We start from the raw sequence: 24,075 nt of genomic DNA, 5'->3' as shown, positions 1-24,075 counted from the left end.
CCTTCTGACTTCGCTCAGAACCGTCAAAACGCGCGCCGAGACATTCGACCGCCCTCGGCAAGGAGCAGTCGGAGCATCCCTTCGCCGCCTTGCTGTACTGAGCATGGCCGGTAAAACCCGCCCATTGCGTGTGAGCCTGCGGTGCGGGCCGCCCGCGTTCCGACGCCGAGGTTCATGCAATCGGTGTGCTTCATCTCCAAGAATGAATCGACATCAAATCCGTGCGACCGGATCAGATCGAGCGGTGGTTCCCGTATCGAAACATCCTCGTCAAGAATGCAAACGACTGGCTCCTTCTTCATCGCCGCGTCCTCGCTTGACCAAGGCCCGTCGCCTGGATTTGTGGCGCCGAATTCGAGGGAAGTCGGAAGCCGAAGGTCGCTCCCGCTTTTTCGTTGGATGACGCGTACATTTGACCGTTGTGCGCTTCGACGATCGAGCGGCTGACCGACAGGCCGATGCCCATGCCGTCGCTCTTGGTCGTGTGGAATGCCGTGAAGAGCTGTTCGATATCAGTCGCGATACCCGAACCTGTGTCCCGGACCGCGAGCTCGACCAGCCCCTCTGTTGTGATCGCCGTTCGCAAAGCGATTTCCCGAGGCTGGTGCGCGAGCTCGCCGATTGCGTCGATCGCGTTGCGGAACAGGTTCATGATGACCTGCTGAAGCTGAACCCGGTCCCCATCTACCCCCGGCAGTTGATCTGAAAGGTCCAACCGCAGTGCGATCCTGTTCCTTTGCAGGTCGCTCCCGATCAAGCCAACAACCTCGCGTGCGGCATCATTGAGGTCAAGCGGTTCGAGCGTTGCGGGCTGCTTCCTGAACAGTGCCCGGACCTTCCCGACCACTTCGGATGCGCGCTGTCCATCCCTGATCGTCCGGCGTGCCGCTTCCAGAGCGCCCTCGACATTCGGTGGTGTCGCGGCGAGCATTCGAAGAGACGTGCCGGCATTCGTGATGATCCCCGAAAGCGGCTGGTTCACTTCGTGGGCTATCGAGGCCGTCATCATTCCGAGGCTCATCACCCGTGTGATCTGCGAAAGTTCGGCCCTGAATCGGTCGCGGGCTTCTTCGGCAAGACGTCGCTCCGTGATGTCCTGGCCGGCGCCGATGCATTCCACATGGCCATCGGGATACTCGAGACTGCGCGCAACGACCCTTAGATAGCGGACGGACCCGTCGCCCGAAATGATCCTGGCCTCATACTCGGGATTGTAAGCGCCAGCGCGAATTTCGTCGCGCCGGCGTGCGAGAACCTCTCTGTCGTCAGGGTGAACCCGCGTCGCCACCGCTTCCATGGTGATGACGGCGTCCTTCTCGAAGCCGAAGATGCGGCTGAGTTCGTCGGAGAAAATGACGTCATCGGTTGCTAGCTGCCAGCAGAAGGTACCGGTGTGGCTCATCCGCTCGCCTTCCGCCAGCAGCATTTCGCTGTGACGAAGCTTGTCCTCGGCCTTCTTCCTGTCGTCGATGTCGGTATTCGTTCCATACCATCGTGCCACCGACCCATCTTTGGCGAAGACCGGGTTGGACCGGATCAGGAACCACCTGTATTCGCCATCGCGACGGCGGATGCGGGCCTCTGCTTCGCCGGGAACGCCCGCGTGCAGCACCTCCTCCCACGTCTCGAGAAGGCCGGCGACATCGTCCGGGTGAACAGCTGCCCACCAGTGGTCGGCCTCATCTGCCGCGATCCCGGCAAACTCAAGCCAGGGTTCGTTCAGATATTCCACCTCTCCGCTCGGTGCTGCGGCCCAGGCCATGACGGGAATGGCGTCTACGATCTCCTGGAGTTTCTGCTCGTTGGCCGCCCTGGCGGCCTCGGCACGCCTCCGATCATCGATATCCGTCAGGAACACGTACCATGGCGCGGTTGAGGGGTCCGGGAAGGGAACGCCATGAACCTGGAACCATCGATAGTCCCCGGCACTACCCTTTACGCGCACCTCCAGATCAAAATTCTGTTCGGCTGAGATTGCCTCGTTGAAGATCCTTATCGCTGTCGGCCGATCGTCGAGATGTATGATGTCAGCATGTTGCCAGTTTCGAAACTCTTCAAGACTAACGCCGCAGTATCGGGTGAGCTGTGCGTTCACGGCCTCGACTACTCCCTCACTGGAAAGGATCGCGACCATACCCGGCATGCTGTCGACAAGACGGCGAGCAGTGCGTTCGCTTTTGCGGAGCGCTTCCTCCGTCTGCTCACGTTCGGCGATTTCCTTCTTCAGGGCCACGTTGGCAGTGGCGAGCTCCATCGTCCGCTCGGCGATTCGCTTCTCAAGCATTGCTGCCAATTTTGCCTGACCGACATGCCGCGCCGCCTCATTGACCGCAAGTGCGGCCTGATTGGCGCCGACGTTGAGTACAAGGCGCTCCTCTTGCGACAGAAGCCTGCCGTGGCACCCCGCGACCAGAACGCCGGCAGCACCTCCCAATCCCACCTGCGCATGCGCAATGACCATCAGACCTCGCCCGAGCGACAGGTTGGCGGAAGCCGGCCAGGCCGAAAGAGGTCCAAGTGCGGAATCGAGGGACGCGCCAACCTCCTGAGCGTTGATAGCGACATCGGAAGTCGGCAGTCTGGCCAGTTCCACGAGTGCTGGGTCATCTGGCAGCATCAGCCGAAGATAGAGCAGGTCGACATCCAGCATCGCCTGGAGGGCGTCCAGGAGGATATTGCCGATCTGAAAAAGATCGCCACCCGACCACATCGCTGGCAAGGCAACGAGCGTGATCAGGTCGCTCATGCATCGGCGACGCCAATCATCACGTGGTGCGGCACTCTTGGCGAGATCAGCCATGGTTCTCACCGCGGTCGCGAGCCTCGCTCCTCCTCGCACGCCGCTCCCGCAATTCTTCCAGGAACTGCGCCGGGGCGACATAGAATGGATTCTCCTGGAGGACGCCGCCGACGACAACCATCGGATGCGTGCGGAGAACATCGACGACAGTTTCGCCGCCAAACTTTGCAAGATCATAAATGCAAATGACAACGTCGTCGTGCTGGCTCCAGACGTCGTTCACGCGCGCTTCGAAGGATATCAGATCCGCAATATCGGATCGCCCGTCGCCGGCCCAGTCCATCTGGCATATGATCCGGCTTAGCGGATAGCCGTTGTCCGAGTGACCGCTCGCCAGCTTCTCGAAGACCGCAAGCATTCTGTCGGAATCGAAGCGACCATCGCTGAGATAGACATCGGCATTCGTTCGAATGTCGAGCTGACCGACGGCCTCCGCTTCTTCGGTGTCGATCCCTTCACAGCGGAGCCTGTCGAGGTGTGCGGGCCGCTGGCCGGGATTGATCAGATGAACGGCCTTATGCCCGCATATGAACCCATCGACGATGAACGGTATAAGCACCTTGTAGGCCTCATCCTCGCTGTTGAAGAAGGCGCAGACATGGCGGCTGTGGCCCAATTCCGAGCCGGCGAAGCGAATTACATGAGCATGCTGTGCCATTTGCGATCACAGTTCTGGTTCCTGTCTCGCGCCTGGGCTCCGGATCTTTCGACGCTGCCCGCCGCGGAATATTGCCAGCGACTGCCGCCCCCGCAACCAGGATGCGCCGATTATGAAATAGGGTCTATTGTACGATGGTGTTGGCTGCCGGGGCCCTTTTTGCAACGAGAGCGATGTTTCAGGTCAATGCAAAGGTAGTGGCGACGCCCAACACAATAGAGGAAGCTCCTCCTTTTGGCCATCCTTTCGGCAACAGCCGGTGACAATGAAGGGGGCATCTCAACTTTTGATGTTATTCGCTGACACGTACAATCAGCTTCCCGAAATTCTTGCCCTGCAGCAGGCCGATGAAGGCCACGGGGGCATTCTCCAGGCCATCGACGATGTCCTCGCGGAATTTCAGGCGGCCGTCGGCCAGCCATGCCGACGCCTGGCTCAGAAAATCGGGCCGCTGGTCCGCGAATTCGCGCTGAATGAAGCCACGCACCGTCAGGCTCTTGCGAAGCACGGCTCGCATGAAGCCGGGGAGGCGATCGACGCCTTCCGCCGGTTCGTTGTTATAGTGGGCAATCAGGCCACAGACGGGTATGCGTGCGAAATCATTGAGAAGCGGAAAGACCGCTTCGGCAACGGGGCCGCCGACATTCTCGAAATAGACGTCAATCCCATCGGGGCAGGCTAACGCGAGTTGGGCGTTGAAATCCTTGGCGCGGTGATCGATTGCAACATCGAAGCCTAGTTCGTCGCGGACGAATGCGCATTTCTCAGGGCCGCCGGCAATGCCGACAGCCCTTGCACCTTCAATTTTCGCAATCTGGCCGACAACCGATCCGACGGCGCCGCTTGCTGCGGCGACAACAACGGTCTCGCCGGGCTTTGGCCTGCCGATACTGCGAAGTCCGGCATAGGCGGTGAAGCCTGGCATGCCGAGCACGCCGAGCGCCGCGGTCAGGGGTGCCTGCGTGGCGTCAAGCCTTCTCAGCCCGTCGCCGCTCGATGTAGCGTAGGTCTGCCAGCCCGAATGGGACAGGACGATGTCGCCCGGCGCAAAATTGCTGTTGCGGCTGCCGATGACGCGGGCAACCGTGCCGCCTTCCATGACGCCGCCGATAGCAACGGGCGGAGCATAAGATTTCGCGTCATCCATGCGTCCGCGCATATAGGGATCGAGTGATAGATAAAGAACCTGCAGAAGGACCTCACCTTCTGCGGCCGTCGGCAGGGGGCCGCGCTCGGTTCGGAAGTTCTCAGGCGACGGCAGCCCTTTGGGTCTTGATGCCAGCGTTACCCTTACATTCTCCAAGGCTTCGGGCATCGAATTCACTCCATAATCAAGATCGTTCATACCTGCCGGACGGTAGCGTCATCCCACCTCAGCCGCACGGTGCTTTTTTCCTTTCTTTCAACTCCAAAGAGAAAGCGGTTTCCTATCGAGCTAAATATCTACTTATTTGTGAGCCGATGTGATGACCTATCTTCTCAGCTTGCTGGACAAGGCCCCGGTCGAAGCTGGTGCGACCGCGGCGGATGCGCTTGTGGCGGCCGTCAAGCTGGCCATTGCGGTCGAGGAATTCGGTTATCACCGCTTCTGGGCATTCGTCGGCGTCGGTTGGTTGGCTGCGTTGCTGATGTAGTTCATTGGGTTGCTCCCTCATCAAGTGATTACGGAGCCCAATCTACCGACCAATTTGAGAATAACGAGACTGAATTATCTCAATATGATGCTCGAAAGGATCAATTACGCGGGTCTTTCCTACGCCTGGCCTGTCTCGCCGCCGTGCGCCTGTCTGCGCCATTCCCCGGGCGTCATCCCCATTCTCTCGGCAAGACACGCTGGAATGCCGAAACGGATTGATAGCCGACCGTTTCGGCCACGGCCTCGGTGCTGCTCGTTGGCCGCAAGGCTCATACGCAGATCAGTCAGTAGATCTAGGGCCGAACAACCCAGCCTGTCCTGAAAGTGTCGCATAAATGTAGCGCGTGACATGCCGCACAAGTCTGCGAGATCTGGGAGTTTCCAAGCTTGGGCCGGGTCGGCGAGCATGGCAGCGATGGCTGGAGCCAGCCGCGGATGGCCGGCTAGGGCCAACAGACCTTCGGGCGCTTTCTCGGACTCACTCGCGGCGCGAAGCACGAGTGTAAACAGGGCCGAAGAAAGCGCATTGAGAACCGCGCGCCCTCCTGCTCGGTCGCCGGCCGATTCCATTCGCATTAGCCCCACTAGACTGGCCAGTTGGTTGGAGGCGGAACCACTATCTCCATCGCCGTCCATGGCCCGCGTCACGAGATTTGTGGGCAGGTAGTTGCGGACCAATCTATCATGGGGCGCAGCAATGAAGAATCGGCCACACAACAGATCGAGCCGCTCTCCCTGACTGTCATTTTCGCTCAGCATCCAACCGGCGGCCCCTTGGTGCTGTTGAGTGGGGATCGGTGTTTGCCCGCTACCGTCGTGCAGCACATGCGCCGCACCGTGAGGTAGCAGCACAATATCTCCGCTCACCAGCTCCCTCGCTGTTCTCGTCTCGGGATCCTCGAAAACGGCTCGACCCTTGACGATGATGTGATAGGGGATTTCGTTCCCGGCTCCAGGCCACGCGCCATGGCGCACCGTAGGCACAGCGGACCTCGAGCTGACCTGTCACCGTGATGATTTGTAGGAGATGGCTCAACCAGTCGACTTCAGACATTGGACCTCGGGGAGTTAAAAGGGTCAAGCACCTTATCTATCCTAACGATGGCTGTGCGCGCTACATGGCCTTGCGTGCGAGCCGACACCGGCGGGGTAAATTGAAAGCTATGCAGGCCCCCTGATTGCACAGCCCGCATTAGAGTGGTGTCCAGAAACCAACCTGCCACGACGGGTAACGGGGAGGAACAAGCAAAAGCGACGGTTCAGAAAGGAAATGCCAATGTAACAACGGATGCAAACGCAGGAGAACCGACGACCGCTTGTTGCGCAAAACACATAAAGCGGGAGCGGGATCGATCGGGCGAGATTGCCGCGCGACCATCACGCCATCTCGAAGCTCGGCTTTGCTTATTGTCTAGTCCTGTCGAGTGCATCAAAGCTCCCGGTCGAACTTGGGTTCCCAGCTGCGGGTCATGCCCGGCTCGTCATCTCCCCGTGGAGCGTGACGATGGTTACATTGGCATCTTCGTCATCGAACGCGAGCGCGGCTTCGACCTCGAAATCCACCTCCAGTTGCTTCTCAGTGGACATGACCAGCTTGCCTAAGCAGAGCATGAAAGGCCCGCATGGCGTCGTTGATGTCTCCAGGACATTGGAACCAGCACGGTGAGCGCATCACAACCGAGGAGCCGACGGCACTATAGTACCCGCAGGCGCGATGTGTGGGTGGGTCAAACGCGATGTCGAAGTAGCCGAGCGGGCCACCGGAAGCCATGTCGTAGACGTCAGCCGAATAGAGGCCCCAATCTTGATGGTTCGGCATCATGATTATGATTGCCATCAGAAGGGGGTGAACCTCGGCCATCGTCGCCCTCCTTGGTAGCGTCCGGTAGGTTCCCGCAATTTGCTCAGCGCGCGGCTGTCCGGCCGGCATGTGTGACATGGCCGTGATCCTCTTCTAATGTTTGGATGTTCCTATTATGTTCTCTTTTGTGCCGGAGTCAACATTGAGATAACGGCGTAACGGAAACTCCTTCGGGTCTGACCCAAAGGCGAATTTCAACGCACTCGAAATACGGCATACCTGCAAGGGTATCGTGGGTTCAAATCCCACCCTCTCCGCCATAAAACGTATTTGATTTCATTGTTTTAAGATTGGACTGGTAGCGAAGGTCGAAACCTATCGGGCGCCGGATACGAAAGAAGCGGTTCCAGCCTGCACTGCCAACGTTTTTCAAGCTTGAGTTCCACTTTTGCTTAATTTTGGCAGAGAAATCTGTTTGTATCTCATGGATGGAAGCCAAGATCGGTCTTCTCTCAAGAACTATGTTTTTCGGCGCTCAAAAGGCATTTGGCTGTAACGCATAGCACTCAACGCCCCTTGAGTAGTGGAATATCACTATGATCAATTCCCTCCGCACGGAATCGACGCTGGCCGTTTGATCATGCCAATTGCCTCGGCATCGGCGGCACTGGCTCGCTACGATCAAATGCTCAAGGGAATGCACAATAGTGAGATCTTGCTTGCGCCACTCCGCAATCAAGAAGCCGTTGTGTCCTCACGTATGGAGGGCACCGTCAGCACGCGGATGAAGTGCTGCGATACGAAGCCGACCAAGAGGGAAGCGGTGACGGCTCTGGAGGACACTATCGCAACGAAGCGATCGAAGTCTTCCTATACGGACGTGCTCTAACCGCTGCACAGAAGTATCGAGCAGTGAGCACCTCTGTCCAGCTTTCTAATAAAAAGCGCCCACACGTCAATCGCGCGTAGCAGGCGACGCCTAGCCCGTTTGAAGCGCTGCCGATATCTCCGCAAGTGTCGCCTTCTCGGCGTCGCTGACGGCGACGCCGCCTATGCCCATGAAGCCACCCTCCTTGGAAGCCTCCGCCACTCGCTGGCTGATCTGGTATAGCCAGGCCTTGACGGCCGCCGCATCGCCCGGAGCCTTGGCCTCGATGATCGCTCTGGCCTGCTTGAGCACCTCGATGCACTTGGTCTTCATTTCGTCGGGTTTGGCGCCTTTGAGCTTCGCCTGCAATCCGTCTCGCGCGGCATCGCGTCCTTCCGAAGTTTCGAAATCGCCGACGAGCGCTAAGATCAGTGGATTTGCGTCGCCGGTCTTGGCTTGCAAGAGCGCGCTACTACTTGCAAGGCTCTCCTTGAGTGTGCCCCAGAGACCGCTCGGCTCCGCCGCAGTCACCGCGATGCCGGCCATCATCACGCTCTGCAGAAGGGTCTTCCACTCGTCTGTGGTGAACGTCGATTTGTCAGCCATGGCTGCCACTCCTTGCTCATTGGTTTTCGTCGGTACAATTGCCGGCGATCTCGCAGCTGTCACGCGGACAGGGCGGCGAGCTTCGTCTTCAATGTGTCGATGGTGGGCTTCAGGATCTCGGAGACCCCAGGGATCGCCAAGACCTTGTCAAACAATCCGTTGAGCGTCGGTATCAGGGGGCTTACCAGTGCCGGAAGCGCGGCCCGCTGGCCAGCAGAAAGCTGTCCCAGCACGGCGCTGACCTTGTCGAGTTGGTTCCCTGCATCTTGCAGCTTTGGCAAGGCGGCGTTGGCTGAGGCTGCGTCGGTTATTCCGGTGACCGTCGTTTGAAGGCTGGCAAGGCTGTCCTTGACCTGCTTGCCGACGTCGATTCCGCCGACCGTCAAGCTCTGCTCGCCCGTGGCGACCTGGGGAGTAACTGGCTGGCTCTGCCGGCCGAACAGATAGAAAAGCACGCCTGCAATAACCAAGGCGGCAACCAGCAAATAGAGCCAGTTGCGCGATGTGGGCGGTGCGGTCGTGGCCGCGCCTTGCCCGGCGCCGCTGATGGAGGAAACGGACGAGGCTGCGCTGCGTGCTGTTTGGCCGGCGGCCGCTGTAGTCGCTCGCGTCGTAGCGCCGAGCGACCCGAGCAGGCCAGCGCCGCCGAGTAGTTCGCTCATCCCCGACGGCAATGCAGCGGCAATATTGTCCTTCTGGCTCGCGAGCAATCCGGCGATGCCGTTGGCGCTGAGATCGCCGCCGCTGTGCTGGGCGAGGCCTCCCATGACAGGCGGCGCCAGCGTTCCAAGCAACGACCTGCTTGCATTCTGATCCAGACCAGAAATCTTGCCTATGGCATTCGCAAGCGCTCCGCCATCTTTGGAGCCGAACACCGACGAAATGATTTGCGAGCCGCTCTGGGCAAGCGATTCCGGGCCGCCCGCTGCGAGCATTCCAGCGAGATTACCAAGCGATCCGCTCTGCTGTTTGGCCGCGTCGGCGATCTTCTGCGCCCCACCTGGTTGTGCGGCAATACTCCCAAGCCCTGCTAGAACTGCCGGCACGGCAGCACCCACAGCGCTCTGCACCTTGCCGCTATCGAGCCCCAGAGCTGCCGCGATACGCCCGATCACATCAGGCGTCAGCATCTGCATGACATAGGAAACAAGATTGCTGGCCATTGGTGCCCCTCCCCAAGATATCGTTGATGAGTGCCTTTCTCTCCGAGCCGTCTACTCGACGGCTTGGTGAAGGGCTGCAAACGATTTGCGCTTCTCGGAGTTCGCCGCGCGACTTGGTTGTCAGAATTTCCAATCTACTTTTATTAGCATTTAAAGATATATTGCACCAGTTTGTATGTCGCTGGGCGGCTATTGTCGGGCGCGAAACCCATCCGACGCGGTCTAGCCAACGACGCAGTCCATCCTGATCGGCTCCCGCGCGAGCCACCTCGAAAAGCGCATCGATTATCGTGACGGGCAGGGCCCATGCCGGGATAATCCTTGGCACCGCCGAAGGACATGCCTGATCGACAACAGCTGTTGGAGATCACAGGTCGATCAGAAAGCTCAGGGGACGCTGGGAAGAACAGGTGCGCCGGCCCGGCAACAGCCCGGCCGCAAGTTGTTCGACGGTAGGCTCGAAGCCCAAAAGTGGCTGGCGATTCCGTCAGTCGCTCCCGGCAAGACGTGGGACTGCCTGAATTCAATCAAACAGGCTGCCCATTCGCAGGATCAGCTTTTTGTCGAAGAGGTGCCCCCTATCGAACATCCACTTCAGCGCCTGCGTGTTACTCCATGCGCGTTTGTAGGGGCGGACGCTCGTAAGGGCGTCAAATACGTCGCACACAGTGCATATACGAATAGGCAGACTCAATTGATCGGCTCTAAGGCCAAGCGGATAGCCGCTTCCGTCCAGGGCTTCATGGTGAAATCGGCAGATTTCAAGAATCAGGTCAGAGACTTCTGGATATTGTCTAAGGAGCATGTAGCCGCGCTCGGGATGACTGCGTATGGCTTTGCGCTCCGCATCTGTCAGTTGTCCGGTCTTGTTGAGGATAGCGTTTGGTATCATCAGCTTGCCAAGATCATGTAAGAGGCCGGCTAGGGTCAGTTCCTTAATCGTTTCCTCTTCCAGGCCCGACAGGTGGCCGAGCCCCGTCATGAGCCCTCCAACCGCGAGCGAGTGCACGTAAGTTCCCTCATCCTTTGTCTTCAGCCGCGTGACCTCGACCAATAGATGGGGCGAGGCCTTTAAGGAGGCGGCTATGTGCCTGGCTGCGGGGGCGAATCGATCGATATCGAATTTCCCTAATTTGATATCTTCAAAACCGTCGCGCAGAATCCCGGTAACTTGAGATACAGTGTGCTGGATCCGCGTGCGCTGGTCCAGCTCCTGCACAGACTTGGGCTGGAGGTCTTCGTCCGCCTGTCGGAACACCGGTATCCCACAATCGACCCTGCTCTTTACCCGGTTGACCAACACGTTTTCCGCCGACGAGGCGAGTATAGAATGCAGAGCGGAATCCGTTTCCAACAAGAAACGTCGGCCGGAGAACTCCAAGTCCGAGCATTCTACCGATTCAATAAACATTCCTTTGCGAAGCATAGACTTCGGAATGCGCAAGATCACGCTTAGCGACTCCTCATTGCTGAATACTTTTCCCCTTTTAAGGGTATATCTAATATCTAATAAAAAACCTTTACGTGTTTCGATAGAAAGCTGCGGTTGCGGCACGCTGAGCCGACCGGACCGAGAGGATATTCAGGCACGCTTGTCTGCTTACTGACGAGGCAAGGGCTCGTCGCAAGTGCAAAGGCGATACGTATCTTGAGACGCCGGGATAATCCTAGAGGCGAGTTGGCTTACCGGACGATGATTGGCTTGGGCCAGCAGGATATCGCTTCGTTCCGTGACGAGCGCTTGCCGAAGCGTTGTCTGCGTCGCGTGGCGACTGAGGCTCAGCTGGCATGCGTGTTTCTCCACAACTCTGTGGTGTTGCGGGCCAAGGCGTCACGCGCCCATGGAGCCCAGAGATCTGTGGGGGGCAGCCAAAACCACCCGCCAAGCTCGTCACCGACAACCTCTGACTTTCCGGCCGCGGGGCACGCTGCAGTAAGGAGGCAGATCCAGGCGGCCCGTTTCTCGTGATCCCTCTCAGCCAATACAGTGCCTACCAGTTCGAGGTTCTGCCATCCGATCGTATGAAACAGATTTTCGAGAACACCACTATCGACGGCGTGATCATACAGCCAATCGAACTTCTTGCGCTTGCCCGCCGCCGGCATTGCGAAGCGCGCTTCGGGTAAAAGAACCCCTAAGAATGCGTTGGGAAATGCTTCAACAATCGAGGCACCAATCCGAATTGTCCTTTCCACTGCAGTATTCCGGGCGGCGAGATGCACGACCTGCTCCGCCGTCTCCGCTGCGGCACGCCTCAAGTCGCGTCCATACCCATGATGGCTCAAGCCCGGCTTGCATCGCACTTGGAAGGAGCCGCGAATGAAGATTCGCTCACAGAGACGTTCGAGACTGTCGGCCGAACCGAGAGGAACAAGAGGACCGTCGATTGCGATCACAGCGAATGTCGTCGCTGAGGGAATGTGCTGACTACGGCGCTGCCAGTCGGTGTATGTCTTTGTAGCTTTGAATGCTCCACCTTTGCTCCAAGCGATACCCGTCGTTGGTCGCGATCTCGAGAAGCCGACGTCGATACCCAGCAGCGCAATACCGTCTAAATCTACCATAGCCTCCCCGTTTGGTGTCCTGCACCACGCTAATCACTATGACCAGCCGCCCCATTGTTTCGACATCGAAAACATGCTGAGTTCCTCAGTGGCGAAAAACCAGCTCTGGAAGAACAACCTCCCACGCTTCACGGCGAAGCGTGCCGCGAAATTCTTCAGCATTGTCGACCTTGCGCCAACAGATGATTGCGCCGACCTCGCCTCTAATGAACGACCCTTCAGGCGGACGGTAGCCCTGAGCCATCCGTCCGACAGTCACTCCGCCACCGACCCGGATCTCCCAACGTCCGTTGATTTCTATCAGTTGAACGGGATCACCTGTTCGTATCCGCGCCAGCGCTTGATGGGCCGGATGGTTCGCCGCCTGCCTGCCCACCCAGGAAAGATCCACCATGTGCGGCTCTACGGTTTGATACTGCAAACCGCATTCTGACTGTGTAGCCTCATCTGAGGTGATCCTCCGCTCCACCAGGGTCGCTACGACTTCCTGCAATATCGGGTGCCGGTCCTGCATCGATACGATCGCCAGGCTGCGCTTCGCCCGTGTCATAGCGACGTAAAACAGCCGGCGTGGCGCGTCGCGGTCCTCCTCTTTCGATTTCCGATCCCAACCGCCGTCAAGGATAACTAGATCATCAAACTCCAGTCCCTTGGCACGATGCGCGGTCAGAAGCATCAACCCATACTGCTCTTGACGATTGTCTCGAATCCATTCGGCCAACAACTCGATGATGTCTATGACTGGAACCGCTTTGCCGTCGATTTCGGAGTCAAGTGCCGCGATACCTTCGGCGATCAGAGCCCACCAATCATTTGAAGGCTGTCTGGTGACAAAATCCTGCATGGCTTCAGCCGCAATCATCTTCGTTGGCTCGGCCTTGAGGAATTTGAGGAATTCTCGCACTTCCCGCAAACGCCAAAACGGAGGCATACCTTCGCTCGCGAGATGCACCGGCACACCACGCGCCTCACAATAGCTACGCACTGGTTCCAGGAGCCGCCATTCTCGTGCGATGATCGCCGCCTTTGACCAGGACCAGTCCGGCACCAGCTGCGACAGGCGGATCAGTTCATCGACGGCTGCGATGGCCTGCGCTGCAGGGGCTGGCGCAGTGCGCAAAAGCTGAACCCGGCCGTGCGCGACTGGATCCAATAACGCTAGTGAGCCGCCTTGTTGTGCCTTAGCCCGATCTCGATTGATCATGATGTCATGGCCGGTCTTCATCCGGTCAGGAGCTGGCGCAATCACACGATTGGCTGCATGGATAATCGCCGCTGTGGAGCGATAGTTCTCGGTCAGATAGCTGGGTTTGGCAGCGTAATCAGCCTCGAAGCGTCGGATGAACTCAATCGAAGCGCCGGCGAAGGCATAGATGTTCTGGTCGTCATCACCTACAGCAAAAAGGCTGAGGCGCTGGTCAGGGTCGTCGAGCGACCTGCCTGCCACGGCAGCGATCAGGGCGTATTCCTCGGGACCGATATCCTGATACTCGTCGACTAGGATCCAGCGATAGCCTTGAATTAGTGTTTCGCGGAGGGCTTCGGCTTCGACCTTCGGAAGACCTTCGCCTTTCAGCAGCGTGACGGCCTCCATCACTATCTTGTCGAACTCATGCGGGGTATCGGCTTCGCCTGCAAAACTTGCTCCAACCAGTCGCATCGCGAGCGCGTGACAGGTCGAGACCGTTACGCTGTTCGCGTCGTCACCGATCAGCCCCTTTAATCGCTTGCGGATTTCGACTGCGGCATGTCGGTTATAGGTCAGAACAAGAATACCGCGCGGATCTTCGCGTTTGACCCGCACCAGATAAGCGACGCGATGCACCAGCACTCGTGTCTTTCCGGAGCCTGGTCCTGCAAGGATTAGCACGTTCGTCTGTTCGCGATCATCGGCGACGATCTTCGACTGCACCGGATTACCAAGACCGTCCACGATTTGCCGCCAGCTTTCCGGTGTCGTTTGGCGGCGCAATTCGCCCGCTCGATCTGGCAACCAGCGCTTCAAGAAGGCTTCCTTATCCAGCTTGAAATAGTCCGCCGAGAGCAGCTCGGCGTCCTGCGTTGAGGTTAGGCCGCGCTCTGCATAGGCCGCCATGATATGTGTCTGGATGGTCTGCTCGCTGTAATGATCCTCGAGAGGCAAAAAGTCCTTTTGAGTAAATTGACCACCGCCGGGGCGAAGGTGGACGGTGATCGCTGGGCGGAAGATCGTCAGACCCCGGCCAAGTGTGATCACGCCTTGTTCGTGCATCCACATAAGTGCCCTGCCGAGCAACTTGGTCGCATCCCGGACCGAGCCCCTCAGGAAAACATCCCCCATGATTGCGGCTTGCATCTTGCCCATCGTGGTCTCAACCCTGAGATCTTTGCCGCGCGTGCCTTTCGCCACCAACCCTTCGAGATGCTGGAGCAAAAGCTCTGCACCGCGACGCCGGATTTCCGCCGTCCGGCTTACCATTTCCCAGGACCGCTGCATCCGCACCAAGTAGGTGTTCCGGTTCGCTTTGCGCAGATGGATGTTGCCGCGCCCGCCTTCCTCATCGCGCCCATCCTGCGCCAAACTCCGCAGATGCGCCTCAATCAGGTCCGGGCGCGCCCCGACATGGCCCTGATCGCGTAGAATTTGACAGGTTGCTGCGAGAAGTAAGGGTTGCGCTTCGCCACCCTCTGCATCGGGCGACGCTTCACGCATCGCTGCGATCAACGCGGTTTCCAGGGCCGTAGCGATTTGGAAGCGCTGTTTTGATGCGCCCTCGACCCCGACATGAATAAAGATTGTAATGGCCGTGTCGTCGGTCGCGATACCAAGCGTCTCGAGATCGGACAAAGCCTTCCGAAGTGCCCCGCCTGTCAGACCGCTGGCTCCGGAAAGCTCGTCGGTCGAGACCCCCGCATCGGGAGAGGCTGTCATTAGATGCCGTACTAGGTCCAGAAGTTGCTTGCGCCGGCTTCCGACGAGCTCGGCCTTCGACAGGATCGCCTCGGCCTCTTCCATGGTGCGGATTCGCAGGGAGGAAGGAAAGACCTGCACCCGGTTCTCTTCCCGAGTCAGCAGTGTCGACTCTTCGAGCCAGGCAACAGCAGTTTTCACCCGCGTGTCATCAGTTGCGCTGTCGCGTTCAAATTCGTGTGCTGTCTCTTCCCGCACTATTTCGCCTGGCGTGGCGACGACCTCGCCGCTAGATTTTCCCCGGGTATCGAGCCGTCGGAGAGCTTTTAAGATTGCGCCTATCTCATGCCGGGCCAGACGCGAGCGGGCGTTAAGGGAGAATTGCCGCTCGACATCCTCGGTATTGAACAGAAGCACGCAGATCGCGGGATCGCGGTCACGCCCGGCCCTTCCTGCTTCCTGCAGATAGTTTTCGAGCGAACCCGGAATATCACCATGCACCACGAGCCTGATATCGGGCTTGTCGATCCCCATGCCGAAGGCGTTGGTCGCTGCAATGACCCGCAGCTCACCGACACGGAAACGCTCCTGCACTTCCTGCTTGCGTTCGGGCGTCAAGCCGGCGTGAAAGAAGTCGGCGGCCAATCCCTGCTGCTGTAGGAAATCCGCGATACGCTCGGTCGCAGATCGCGTTGCACAATAAACAACCGCACCCGAAGCACCATCGCGTGGAAGGGCGCGTTCGATCGTATCGAGAATATCGGCTAGCTTGCGGTTACGATGGGTCTCTTGAACTTCGAAGGTAAGGTTCTCACGGGTTGCTCCGCCGTCGAGAAGGAGCAGTTCCACGCCAAGGCGAGACTGGAAGTGATCGCGGATATCACGCACGACTTCCGGCTTGGCCGTCGCAGTCAGGCAAACCACTGGCGCGGGCTCCTGATCGCCGGAGTATTCACGGATAAAGCGCGAGATGTAGCGGTAGTCGGGTCGGAAATCATGTCCCCACTTTGAGACGCAGTGGGCTTCATCCAGGATCCAATATCCGATCTCCCGCTGCGAGAGGACCGACCGCACCGAGGGGCTACGGAGCTGCTCGGGCGAGATTAGCAGCATCGCAGCATCGCCCAGCCGCACCTGATCCAGCGCAGCATGGCGTTCCGGCATTGAGAGAAGCCCGTTGATCGTAACGCAGCCGCTGATTCCGTGCCGCGCGAGACCTTGAACTTGATCGGCCATCAGTGCGACGAGAGGCGAAATGACAACAGAAAGCGCGCCGATCTTGTCGAAGCGCGCCAACGCGGGAATTTGGTAGCAGACAGACTTCCCAGTTCCAGTAGGAAGGATACCGAGAACGGATTTACCCTCCATGGCCTCTGCAACAATGCGTTCCTGCAAGGGGCGCCCGGCATCGTCCTTTGGCTCCGGTCGAAAGCTGTCAAAGCCAAACCAGCGCGAGAGCGCTTTCCTCGGGTCGTTCTTTTCCCGGCACCAGTGGCAGCCTGGGTCGTCGCACGCGCGATCGCGGAGATGCCGAACGATCAGCGATGCCTCACGGAATTGCGCCCGCACCCAAGGCGGCATAACGGAATCCCCGCCTGCGACCGAAACCACGAGAGTGCATATGCCATCGGCCACCCGAGCTGTGCTGAGGACAGACGGCTCAGTGTTTGCTGAATCCGCCAAGGGCAGGCGTGACCATCGAGCAGCTCCATCATCGCCTTCGTGGCCTGTTCCGCTCCAGGCCTAGGCGCTCTGCGCAAGCTGGCAAACAAGGCATCGAACCCGTCACTCCCCGGCATGCAGGTGGTCAGGTAGTGGTAGGCGATAAGAGCGGCAGGCGTCTCCTGCGCCAAGGTTGCAAAGGCTGCGAGCTGGTTGGCCAGCACCTCGAAGACGAGGCGCGCATCCAGCTCCGGATCGTTAACATGTCCTGCTTGCAACCGCCCGTCGTGATGGTGCTTGACCAAACGGTGATATGGATTGCGCGGAAAGGCCAGGGGATTTAGCCAAAGTGTATCAATTGGCTTTGCTGCTAACTGCGCGAAACGTGGCCTTACGGCTCCGAGGTGTGGAAGATCAAATCTTAGTATGTTGTGGCCAAGCAGGAAGTCGGCTTCGGAAGCGAGGCCCTCGAGACCGTCAAGCGCGGCTTCGCGGTTTCCGCTTCGGAAAACCACCTTTTGGCCCTGGGAACGAACCGCGGCAAAGGCGAAAATCTTGGCTTGGCCCGGATTAACCTCAAGGTCGATCGACAGGCAACGGCTAACGAGAGAATCATCAATGTGACTGATCTCGACTCCACCCATGCGTCAGTCTTCCACCCGCGACATCAACATCGTGATTTTGCGAGATAAGCACGACGGACGAGCGCACGCTAGAGGTGAGAACATGCGACGGCGGCTCCACCCGGGAAGGTGTGTTCCGCGTAACGCCGATTTCGCAGTCTTCCGTCGTCCCTGCAGCCGCGAGGCTTCCCGCACACAAAGACCGTAAGACCTTGATTGACTGAGTAATTCATGCCTCTATTCAGGGCGCAACGGCAGAAAAAGGGAACGGGCACTGTGCGAATGAATTCCACTCGGGTCGGACCTGGCTATCCGCAGCTCGTCGTTCTCTTCGGTGCAACGGGCGATCTCTCACGGCGCAAGCTGCTGCCGGGGCTGTTTCATCTCATTAAGGCCGGCTTCATCCCGGGGTGCCGCATCGTCGGCGTCTCACTCGACGAGATTGATGCCGATGGTTTCCGCGCCATCGCACGCGAGTCGCTGAATCAGTTCCTGACTCGCAAGTTCACGGAGGCCGAATGGGAAGATTTCTCCGCTTCGCTTGACTATGTCTCGCTCTCTGCCGGCGCCGGCGTCCTGAAGGAAGCGGTGAAGCGGGCAGAGGAGGCGCTTGGGCCGGAGACGCGGCGCGTGCACTATCTCTCTGTGCCGCCGAAGGCGGCGCTTCCAGCCGTGCAACTCCTTGCCGAGGCCGAACTGGTCGAGCGTTGCCGGATTATCATGGAGAAGCCATTTGGGACGGACCTTGCCAGCGCTGTGGAACTGAACACGAAACTGCACGAGGTTTTCGACGAGAAGCAGATTTTCCGTATTGACCACTTCCTCGGCAAGGAACCGGCACAGAACATTCTGGCTTTCCGCTTCGCCAACGGCCTTTTCGAGCCGATTTGGAACCGTAACTTCATCGATCACGTGCAGATTGACGTTCCGGAGACGCTAGGGCTTTCCACTCGCGCCGCCTTTTACGAGACGACAGGCGCCTATCGCGACATGGTGGTAACTCACCTCTTTCAAATCCTCGCCTTCATGGCGATGGAGCCGCCCACGGCTCTGGAGCCGGCGCCGATCTCGGAGGAAAAGAACAAAGTGTTTCGCTCCATGCTGCCGATCGAGCCGCGCGACGTGGTCCGCGGCCAATACATCGGCTACCGCAAGGAGCCCGGGGTCGATCCGGAGAGCGACACCGATACTTTCATCGCCTTAAAATGCGCCATCGACAACTGGCGCTGGGCCGGTGTGCCCTTCTTCCTGCGTACGGGAAAGCGTCTGGCCGAGGGTCAACGCATCATCTCGATCGCCTTCCGAGAGCCACCCAAGTCGATGTTTCCGGCCGGTTCGGGCGTTGGGGCACAAGGGCCGGACCACCTCACGTTCGACCTTGCCGATGCCTCAAAGGTCTCCCTGTCCTTCTATGGCAAGCGGCCTGGCCCTGGCTTCAGGCTCGACAAGCTATCGTTGCAGTTCGCCATGAGCGAAACCGGATTGATCGGCGAAGTGCTCGAGGCCTACGAGCGCCTGATCCTCGACGCCATGCGTGGCGATCACACGCTGTTCAACACCGCCGAGGGCATTGAGCGATTGTGGGAGGTCTCGCAACCTCTTCTGGAAAACCCACCGCCAGTGCGCCTCTATGATCAGGGCGGTTGGGGCCCGAAATCGATCCACCAACTCATCGCCCCGCATGCCTGGCGCCTACCGTTCGAGCGAGCCTGGCGAGATTCGGCCAAGGAGTAACCGGCATCCTTGCCGGCATGCATATCGGGGCGATCAGATTGTCATGGAGCTCTTCGCCACCGGCGAGGTCCAAGCTTATTGATTGGCGCAGCCTATCGCGAACAATGTTGCTTTCGTCGAACGTTTAAATCTTCGGCTTCAGCGATGATAGTTTGCTTCGCCCAAATAGTGCGTAATCTCTTCATGCCGCCCGTTCGCAACATTTAGCCATCGCCGTCCATCTGAAACGCCTCAGGGCGATCGCGAATTGAGGGCCGTGATTGGGACCAGTGGCTGAGCCACCCGCGATGGCGAAGCGCACGTCAAAACCCTAACCTGGCAACGCCGTTCTGCCTCTGTCTCTTGGGCACCTTCACTTCGCGAGGACGAGGACTACGCAACAGTAGCTCATCGTCGTCAGTAATAGCAGCGAAGCCGACGCCGCGAAAATTACTCGCTTCCCTGCGCTGGCCACCGTCCATATGTTGACCGAGAGGCCGAGCGCGGCCATCGCAACGACCGTCAGGCCGCCCGAGATCGTCAGGAGGATCGGGATGAGGGCGGTGGGAATGAGTCCCATCGAACGGGCGATCACCACGACGATGAAGCCGATGATGAACCAGGGAACGAGACCGCGCTGCTCCTGCGCGCAGTCGCTGTGGTTCATCCGGAGAAGGCCGAGAACGAAGATGACCGGCCCCAACATCAAGACGCGCAGGAGCTTGATCACTGTTCCGGTCTGCACGGCGACCAACCCCGCAGGAGCGGCCGCAGCGAGGACCTGCGGCACCGCATAGACGGTCAGGCCTGCCAGCGCACCATATTGTCTCGCCGTCATGCCCGCATAGACATAAATCAGCGGCAGAATGAGCAAGGAGGCAACGCCCAGGACCGCGGTGAAGGCGAGCGCGAAAGCAACCTCATCGGAATCCGCGTCTATGACCGGCGCCACAGCGACGACGGCGGAGTTGCCGCATATCGAATTGCCGCAGGCGATCAGCATGGCGAGTCGGTCGGATAGGCCGCACATACGAGCGACGAGGAAGCTGACGCAGATCGAGATGACAACGATCGCCACGACACAGACAACAAGTGTCACACCGGCACTCCACAGCGTCCCGAAACTCAAGGACACACCAAGGAGCACGATGGCGATCTCGAGCAATGTCTTGGAGCTGAAGCTGATACCAGGCTGCCAGGATTTCCTGCTGGGCAAAGCCGTTCGCGTGACGATCCCGATAACGATCGCAAAGACGAGCGCTTCCAATGGACCGACGCCGAACACCGCAAGTTCGAGCCGCTCGAACAGATCAGCAGCGGCAGCAACGCCAATACAGACGAGCAGGCCAGGAACGATCTGGCTGCTATGTTTGAAATAGTTCTGGAGGGTCATCGGGGCACCTGGAATTCAGAGATTGCCCTTCAGATTTTTCAGCTAATTGCGTCGACTTCCATCGAATATTCTTCTACATTTTATTCGAGAAAGTAGAATGATTTCCCATGACCTTTGAACAGCTTGCAATTTTTGTCGCGGTGGCGGAGCGCGAGCATCTCACCAAGGCCGCCGCCTCGATCAATCTTACGCCATCCGCCGTCAGCACGGCCATCAAGAACCTGGAGCACCGTTATGGCGTCGAGCTTTTTCACCGAGTCGGCCGGCGCATCGAGCTGACGGAGAGCGGCCGGATTTTTCTCTCCGAGTCGAAAACGCTGCTGGCGAGAGCGCGCGCAACCGAACTCGTACTCAGCGAACTCGGCGGGATGCAGCGGGGAACGCTCAGCGTCTTCGCCAGCCAGACGATCGCAAGCTACTGGCTGCCCTCCCGTCTCATGCGGTTTCATGCCTCTCACCCCGGCATCGACCTCAACCTCACCATCGGCAACACCCGTACAGTGGCCGACGCCGTCATCAATGGCGAGGCCGATGTCGGCTTCGTCGAGGGCGATCTCGATGAGCCGGCGCTTGCCGCATCGGTGATCGACCAGGACGAACTGGTGGTCGTTGTGGCGGCAACCCACCCCTGGGCTGACGCCAAGACGCTTGCCGCCAGCGATCTCACGACCGCCCGCTGGGTGATGCGCGAGGTTGGTTCTGGAACCCGCTCGGTATTCGAGCATGCGCTGGCCAAGATCGGTGTCAATTCCGATGATCTGAATGTCGCGATGGTGCTTCCCTCCAACGAGGCGATCTTGTCGGCGCTGAAAGACAGCATATGTGCCGCCGCCGTTTCCCGCCTTGCTGCCCAGCAGCACATCGAAGCCGGCAAGCTCATCGAAATCAACTTCTGCCGGCCGATTCGCGAGTTCCGACTCCTGAGACACAAGGAGCGGCACAGCAGCAAGGCCGCCTCGAGGCTAATCGAGATGTGCCGCCATTCGGCTCAAAGCTCATCCAGCGCTAAAACGGTTGCGGCAAACTATGTGCCGGCTCGATAAAATACCGGGGCCGGTCTTCCTGCAGCCCGCATAGTCGTAGCGATTATTCCACAACAGCGGCTTATGTGGCAGATTTTCCAATAATCCAGTAGCTTAGCCAAATCAGGTGGCGACGGTTCGGATCCTTTCAAGAGCTCAAAATTGCCGCAAGCGATTGATGATGGTTCGAAACTTCTTGTTGATTTGTCATTCAAATGCATTACCTTCTCTTCAGACGTGGAGAAAGCTATGGCTGCAAATGCACTTGTCCAAACGCGCATTGATGCCGAAATTCGGGATCGTGCCTCCGCCGTGCTTGAGAGCATGGGCCTTACGGTATCGGACGCAGTCCGTATCCTGCTGACCCGCACGGCCAACGAGGGCGCGCTGCCCCTCGAACTCCTTTCGAGTAGCGAGGCGCATGACGCTTGGTTTCGCACTAGGGTGCTTGAGGCGCTGAACGATACCCGACCGGACATCTCAGATAATGAGGTTGATGCCCATTTTGCGGAACGTCGAGCGGCAGCCCGACTTAGGGCGAGCGCGCGCAAATCGTGAAGCTTACGTGGTCTGCGTTCGCGTTATCTGATCGCGATGCCATATTCACATATATCGAGACAGATAATCCTTCAGCTGCCGTCTTGATCGATGAACGGATTGTGGCCGTAACTCGCCGCCTGATCGATTTTCCTGCAAGCGGTCGCATTGGCAGAATTCCTGGCACGCGCGAACTTGTGATCAACGGGACGCCGTATGTAGCGGCGTACACCGTGAGTGAAACAACCGTACGCATTCTTCGCGTCCTTCATGGCATGCAGGAATGGCCAGACTCCCTGCCGACCAGCTAGATCGGCCCTTATTGGCGGTGCGTCGGTTCGGATCCGTTCAAGACCGGCAATGAAGTTGAGGTGTCGAAACAGCGCGACACGAAACGTGTAAAGATGACGTCGTTCCGCTATATGGTCGGTGGAAATAGGAGATGTCTATGCCCACCACCCCGCATAGGAGTAAAAGCCCGGACGCCAGCGTGCCGCTGAATATGCGGATCAAGCCTGCGACCCGCAACTTGATAGACCGCGCTGCTGAATTACTTGGCAAGACGCGCACGGATTTCATGCTGGAGGCCTCTGAACGCCGCGCAGAGGAAGTGCTGCTCGACCGTACTATCTTCACGGTCAGCCCCGAAATCTATGCCGAATACCTTGCGCGACTGGATGCGCCCACGCAGCCCAGTGAGCGTCTGAAACGCACCATGTCGACCAAAGCGCCGTGGGATGAGGCGTGACCCTCAGCGCACCGATACCACTGCCCGATCACCACGAGCTTCCAGAACTTAATGCCGGCGTCCTTGAACTGGATGACTGGCTGCGCCGCCGCGCCCGCGTCAATCAGGCAAATGGCGCATCGCGCACCTTTGTCGTGTGTGAAGAAAATCGCGTCATCGCCAATTACGCACTCGCTTTCGGGCGCAGTGAAACAGCCGGAAGTGCCTGGCCGCTTTCGGCGCAACATGCCAGATCCAATCCGGTTGCCGTGCTTGGTCGTCTCGGCATTGATCAGTCCTATCAGGGCGCGGGATCGGCAGAGCATTGGCGCGCGACGCAGGCTTGCGCTTGCTCAATGCCGTAGAGATCCTCGGCATCCGCGGCGTGCTGGTGCATGCGATTTCCGATGACACGCGAGCCTTCTATGAGGCGGTGGGCTTTCTGCCTTCGCCATCTGATTCCATGATGTTGATGAGCGGCTTGAATGATCTCAACAGCGCGATGAACTCCCAACCTTAGTTTGTCGACGTTTGGCGCAGCGCACTTACAGTCGTTTCTAACTTGCTGTAACCAGTGTAGAAACCATGCCGTTTTGTGGGTTCGCTTCTCGTCAAGGCGACCGATTAGGTTTTTCCAACATTATTTGTGCGATTTGCGACCGGGCTTCAATGGCTCCGGCCTAGGATCGGCCGGATCAGGCGAGGTGAAAAAGATCGCAACGTCCACCTTGAGAGCCCTTGCAAGGCGATCAAGCAGATCAATTGACGCATTGTGTTTGCTTCGTTCGAGATCGCTGATCACTGTGCGATCTACTCCTGCATCGACCGCCAGGTTCTCCTGAGTAACGCCCAGCGATGAGCGCAATTGTCGAAGGTTCCAAGCGATGCGAGCACGAGTGTCCATATTTCATGGCCACCATCTTGCGTTGCATTAATCCATAGGATATATCCGACATAATATATTAATCCTCCCGGACAGGGATTCTCTGGGAAAAGCGGATCGGCGAACCTCATGGAACTACGCCAACTCTCCTATTTCAAAGCGGTGGCCGAGGAACTGCACTTCGGCCGGGCGGCAGCCCGGATGCACATTGCCCAGCCGGCCTTAAGCAATCATGTGATGTCGCTGGAAAGGGAGCTTGGCTGTCCGCTGTTCATCCGCTCGACGAGAAGGGTGGAACTGACCAGGGCAGGGGAAACCTTCTACGATCGCTGTGTGCGAATCTTGAGCGACATCGACCTGACCACCGAACTGACGCGGGCTGCCGGCGGCAGCCGCATCCGCCAGATCAGGATCGGCAGCATCTACCCGGCCACCATGGGCATGCTGCCAACCTTCCTTGCCAAGATCGCCCGCAAGTATCCCGATGTCCGCATCCACATCGCCTCTGGCAATACCGGCGAGATCATC

At 58.6% G+C, this 24,075-nt stretch carries 18 protein-coding genes and 4 pseudogenes; 9 read left to right on the top strand and 13 right to left on the bottom strand.

The window, feature by feature from the left end:
- Nucleotides 1-298 precede the first annotated feature (298 nt).
- The 3 genes from AC1DPR_RS24045 to AC1DPR_RS24035 all read right to left on the bottom strand — a co-directional run bounded on the left by AC1DPR_RS24045 (nucleotide 299) and on the right by AC1DPR_RS24035 (nucleotide 4,773).
- Nucleotides 299-2,800, bottom strand: a complete 2,502-nt coding sequence (locus AC1DPR_RS24045; RefSeq protein ID WP_477817258.1) for a PAS domain-containing sensor histidine kinase — start codon at nucleotides 2,798-2,800, stop codon at nucleotides 299-301.
- Complete coding sequence (locus AC1DPR_RS24040; RefSeq protein WP_477817257.1) at nucleotides 2,793-3,458, bottom strand: MEDS domain-containing protein; 666 nt, start codon at nucleotides 3,456-3,458, stop codon at nucleotides 2,793-2,795. Before AC1DPR_RS24040 ends, AC1DPR_RS24045 begins: the two co-directional genes overlap by 8 nt.
- Before the next feature lie 292 nt (nucleotides 3,459-3,750).
- Entirely contained in the window at nucleotides 3,751-4,773 is a 1,023-nt protein-coding gene (locus AC1DPR_RS24035; RefSeq protein ID WP_477817256.1) for an NADP-dependent oxidoreductase, read from the bottom strand.
- A 151-nt stretch (nucleotides 4,774-4,924) separates the two neighbouring features.
- Here AC1DPR_RS24035 and AC1DPR_RS24030 point away from each other — a divergent pair.
- Nucleotides 4,925-5,050 (top strand): annotated as a pseudogene (locus AC1DPR_RS24030) (alkane 1-monooxygenase); the annotation flags it as partial.
- 161 nt (nucleotides 5,051-5,211) lie between these two features.
- Here AC1DPR_RS24030 and AC1DPR_RS24025 read toward each other — a convergent pair.
- From AC1DPR_RS24025 to AC1DPR_RS24015, 3 genes and pseudogenes are all read right to left on the bottom strand, one after another.
- Nucleotides 5,212-6,148: pseudogene (locus AC1DPR_RS24025) on the bottom strand (AraC family transcriptional regulator).
- A gap of 522 nt (nucleotides 6,149-6,670) precedes the next feature.
- Entirely contained in the window at nucleotides 6,671-6,955 is a 285-nt protein-coding gene (locus AC1DPR_RS24020; RefSeq protein WP_477817255.1) for a hypothetical protein, read from the bottom strand.
- Between the two features lie 238 nt (nucleotides 6,956-7,193).
- Nucleotides 7,194-7,394 (bottom strand): hypothetical protein, encoded by a 201-nt coding sequence (locus AC1DPR_RS24015; RefSeq protein WP_477817254.1) that lies wholly within the window; start codon nucleotides 7,392-7,394, stop codon nucleotides 7,194-7,196.
- Nucleotides 7,395-7,535: 141 nt separating this feature from the next.
- Between AC1DPR_RS24015 and AC1DPR_RS24010 the strand changes: the two genes are divergently transcribed.
- Nucleotides 7,536-7,784, top strand: a complete 249-nt coding sequence (locus AC1DPR_RS24010) for a Fic/DOC family N-terminal domain-containing protein (protein ID WP_477817253.1) — start codon at nucleotides 7,536-7,538, stop codon at nucleotides 7,782-7,784.
- Nucleotides 7,785-7,874: 90 nt separating this feature from the next.
- On the opposite strand, the gene AC1DPR_RS24005 is transcribed toward AC1DPR_RS24010, so the two are convergent.
- The 5 genes and pseudogenes from AC1DPR_RS24005 to AC1DPR_RS23985 all read right to left on the bottom strand — a co-directional run bounded on the left by AC1DPR_RS24005 (nucleotide 7,875) and on the right by AC1DPR_RS23985 (nucleotide 17,293).
- The gene (locus AC1DPR_RS24005; protein WP_018859145.1) at nucleotides 7,875-8,369 is read right to left on the bottom strand and encodes a hypothetical protein; all 495 of its coding nucleotides are present in this window, start codon (nucleotides 8,367-8,369) and stop codon (nucleotides 7,875-7,877) included.
- A gap of 59 nt (nucleotides 8,370-8,428) precedes the next feature.
- Nucleotides 8,429-9,532, bottom strand: a complete 1,104-nt coding sequence (locus tag AC1DPR_RS24000; protein WP_477817252.1) for a DUF937 domain-containing protein — start codon at nucleotides 9,530-9,532, stop codon at nucleotides 8,429-8,431.
- Nucleotides 9,533-10,055: 523 nt separating this feature from the next.
- Nucleotides 10,056-10,982, bottom strand: coding sequence for a cyclic di-GMP phosphodiesterase (locus tag AC1DPR_RS23995; RefSeq protein ID WP_113161781.1), 927 nt, complete (start codon nucleotides 10,980-10,982; stop codon nucleotides 10,056-10,058).
- Nucleotides 10,983-11,311: 329 nt separating this feature from the next.
- Entirely contained in the window at nucleotides 11,312-12,097 is a 786-nt protein-coding gene (locus AC1DPR_RS23990) for a DUF429 domain-containing protein (protein ID WP_477817251.1), read from the bottom strand.
- 85 nt (nucleotides 12,098-12,182) lie between these two features.
- Nucleotides 12,183-17,293: pseudogene (locus AC1DPR_RS23985) on the bottom strand (RecQ family ATP-dependent DNA helicase).
- Nucleotides 17,294-17,554: 261 nt separating this feature from the next.
- Between AC1DPR_RS23985 and zwf the strand changes: the two are divergent.
- Entirely contained in the window at nucleotides 17,555-19,006 is a 1,452-nt protein-coding gene (zwf, locus tag AC1DPR_RS23980; protein WP_018859150.1) for a glucose-6-phosphate dehydrogenase, read from the top strand.
- A 352-nt stretch (nucleotides 19,007-19,358) separates the two neighbouring features.
- Here the strand turns inward: zwf and AC1DPR_RS23975 are convergent, their stop codons facing one another.
- Nucleotides 19,359-20,378, bottom strand: a complete 1,020-nt coding sequence (locus tag AC1DPR_RS23975; RefSeq protein ID WP_477817250.1) for a YeiH family protein — start codon at nucleotides 20,376-20,378, stop codon at nucleotides 19,359-19,361.
- A 107-nt stretch (nucleotides 20,379-20,485) separates the two neighbouring features.
- On the opposite strand from AC1DPR_RS23975, the gene AC1DPR_RS23970 reads away from it, so the two are divergent.
- The 5 genes and pseudogenes from AC1DPR_RS23970 (at nucleotide 20,486) to AC1DPR_RS23950 (ending at nucleotide 23,184) form a co-directional block, all read left to right on the top strand.
- A complete protein-coding gene (locus AC1DPR_RS23970; protein WP_018859152.1) occupies nucleotides 20,486-21,421 on the top strand; it encodes a LysR family transcriptional regulator in 936 nt (311 codons plus the stop codon).
- A gap of 228 nt (nucleotides 21,422-21,649) precedes the next feature.
- Nucleotides 21,650-21,958 carry a type II toxin-antitoxin system RelB/DinJ family antitoxin gene (locus AC1DPR_RS23965; RefSeq protein ID WP_018859153.1) on the top strand — a complete coding sequence of 103 codons (309 nt, stop codon included), beginning with the start codon at nucleotides 21,650-21,652 and terminating at the stop codon, nucleotides 21,956-21,958.
- Complete coding sequence (locus tag AC1DPR_RS23960) at nucleotides 21,955-22,248, top strand: type II toxin-antitoxin system RelE/ParE family toxin (protein ID WP_018859154.1); 294 nt, start codon at nucleotides 21,955-21,957, stop codon at nucleotides 22,246-22,248. The genes AC1DPR_RS23965 and AC1DPR_RS23960 overlap by 4 nt, the downstream gene beginning before the upstream one ends.
- Before the next feature lie 137 nt (nucleotides 22,249-22,385).
- Nucleotides 22,386-22,685 carry a type II toxin-antitoxin system TacA family antitoxin gene (locus AC1DPR_RS23955; protein WP_026372041.1) on the top strand — a complete coding sequence of 100 codons (300 nt, stop codon included), beginning with the start codon at nucleotides 22,386-22,388 and terminating at the stop codon, nucleotides 22,683-22,685.
- Nucleotides 22,682-23,184, top strand: a pseudogene (locus AC1DPR_RS23950) (GNAT family N-acetyltransferase). Before AC1DPR_RS23955 ends, AC1DPR_RS23950 begins: the two are co-directional and overlap by 4 nt.
- Nucleotides 23,185-23,304: 120 nt before the next feature.
- On the opposite strand, the gene AC1DPR_RS23945 reads toward AC1DPR_RS23950, so the two are convergent.
- On the bottom strand, nucleotides 23,305-23,568 hold the full coding sequence (locus AC1DPR_RS23945) for a helix-turn-helix domain-containing protein (protein WP_018859157.1): 264 nt from the start codon (nucleotides 23,566-23,568) through the stop codon (nucleotides 23,305-23,307).
- 108 nt (nucleotides 23,569-23,676) lie between these two features.
- Here AC1DPR_RS23945 and AC1DPR_RS23940 point away from each other — a divergent pair.
- On the top strand, nucleotides 23,677-24,075 hold a 399-nt coding region (locus tag AC1DPR_RS23940; protein WP_477817249.1), incomplete at its 3' end, for a LysR family transcriptional regulator.

The sequence above is a fragment of the Rhizobium sp. 01T417 genome (genome assembly GCF_056398905.1).
Note: the sequence above shows the minus strand (reverse complement) of the source record. Positions and strands in the feature narration are given on the sequence as shown.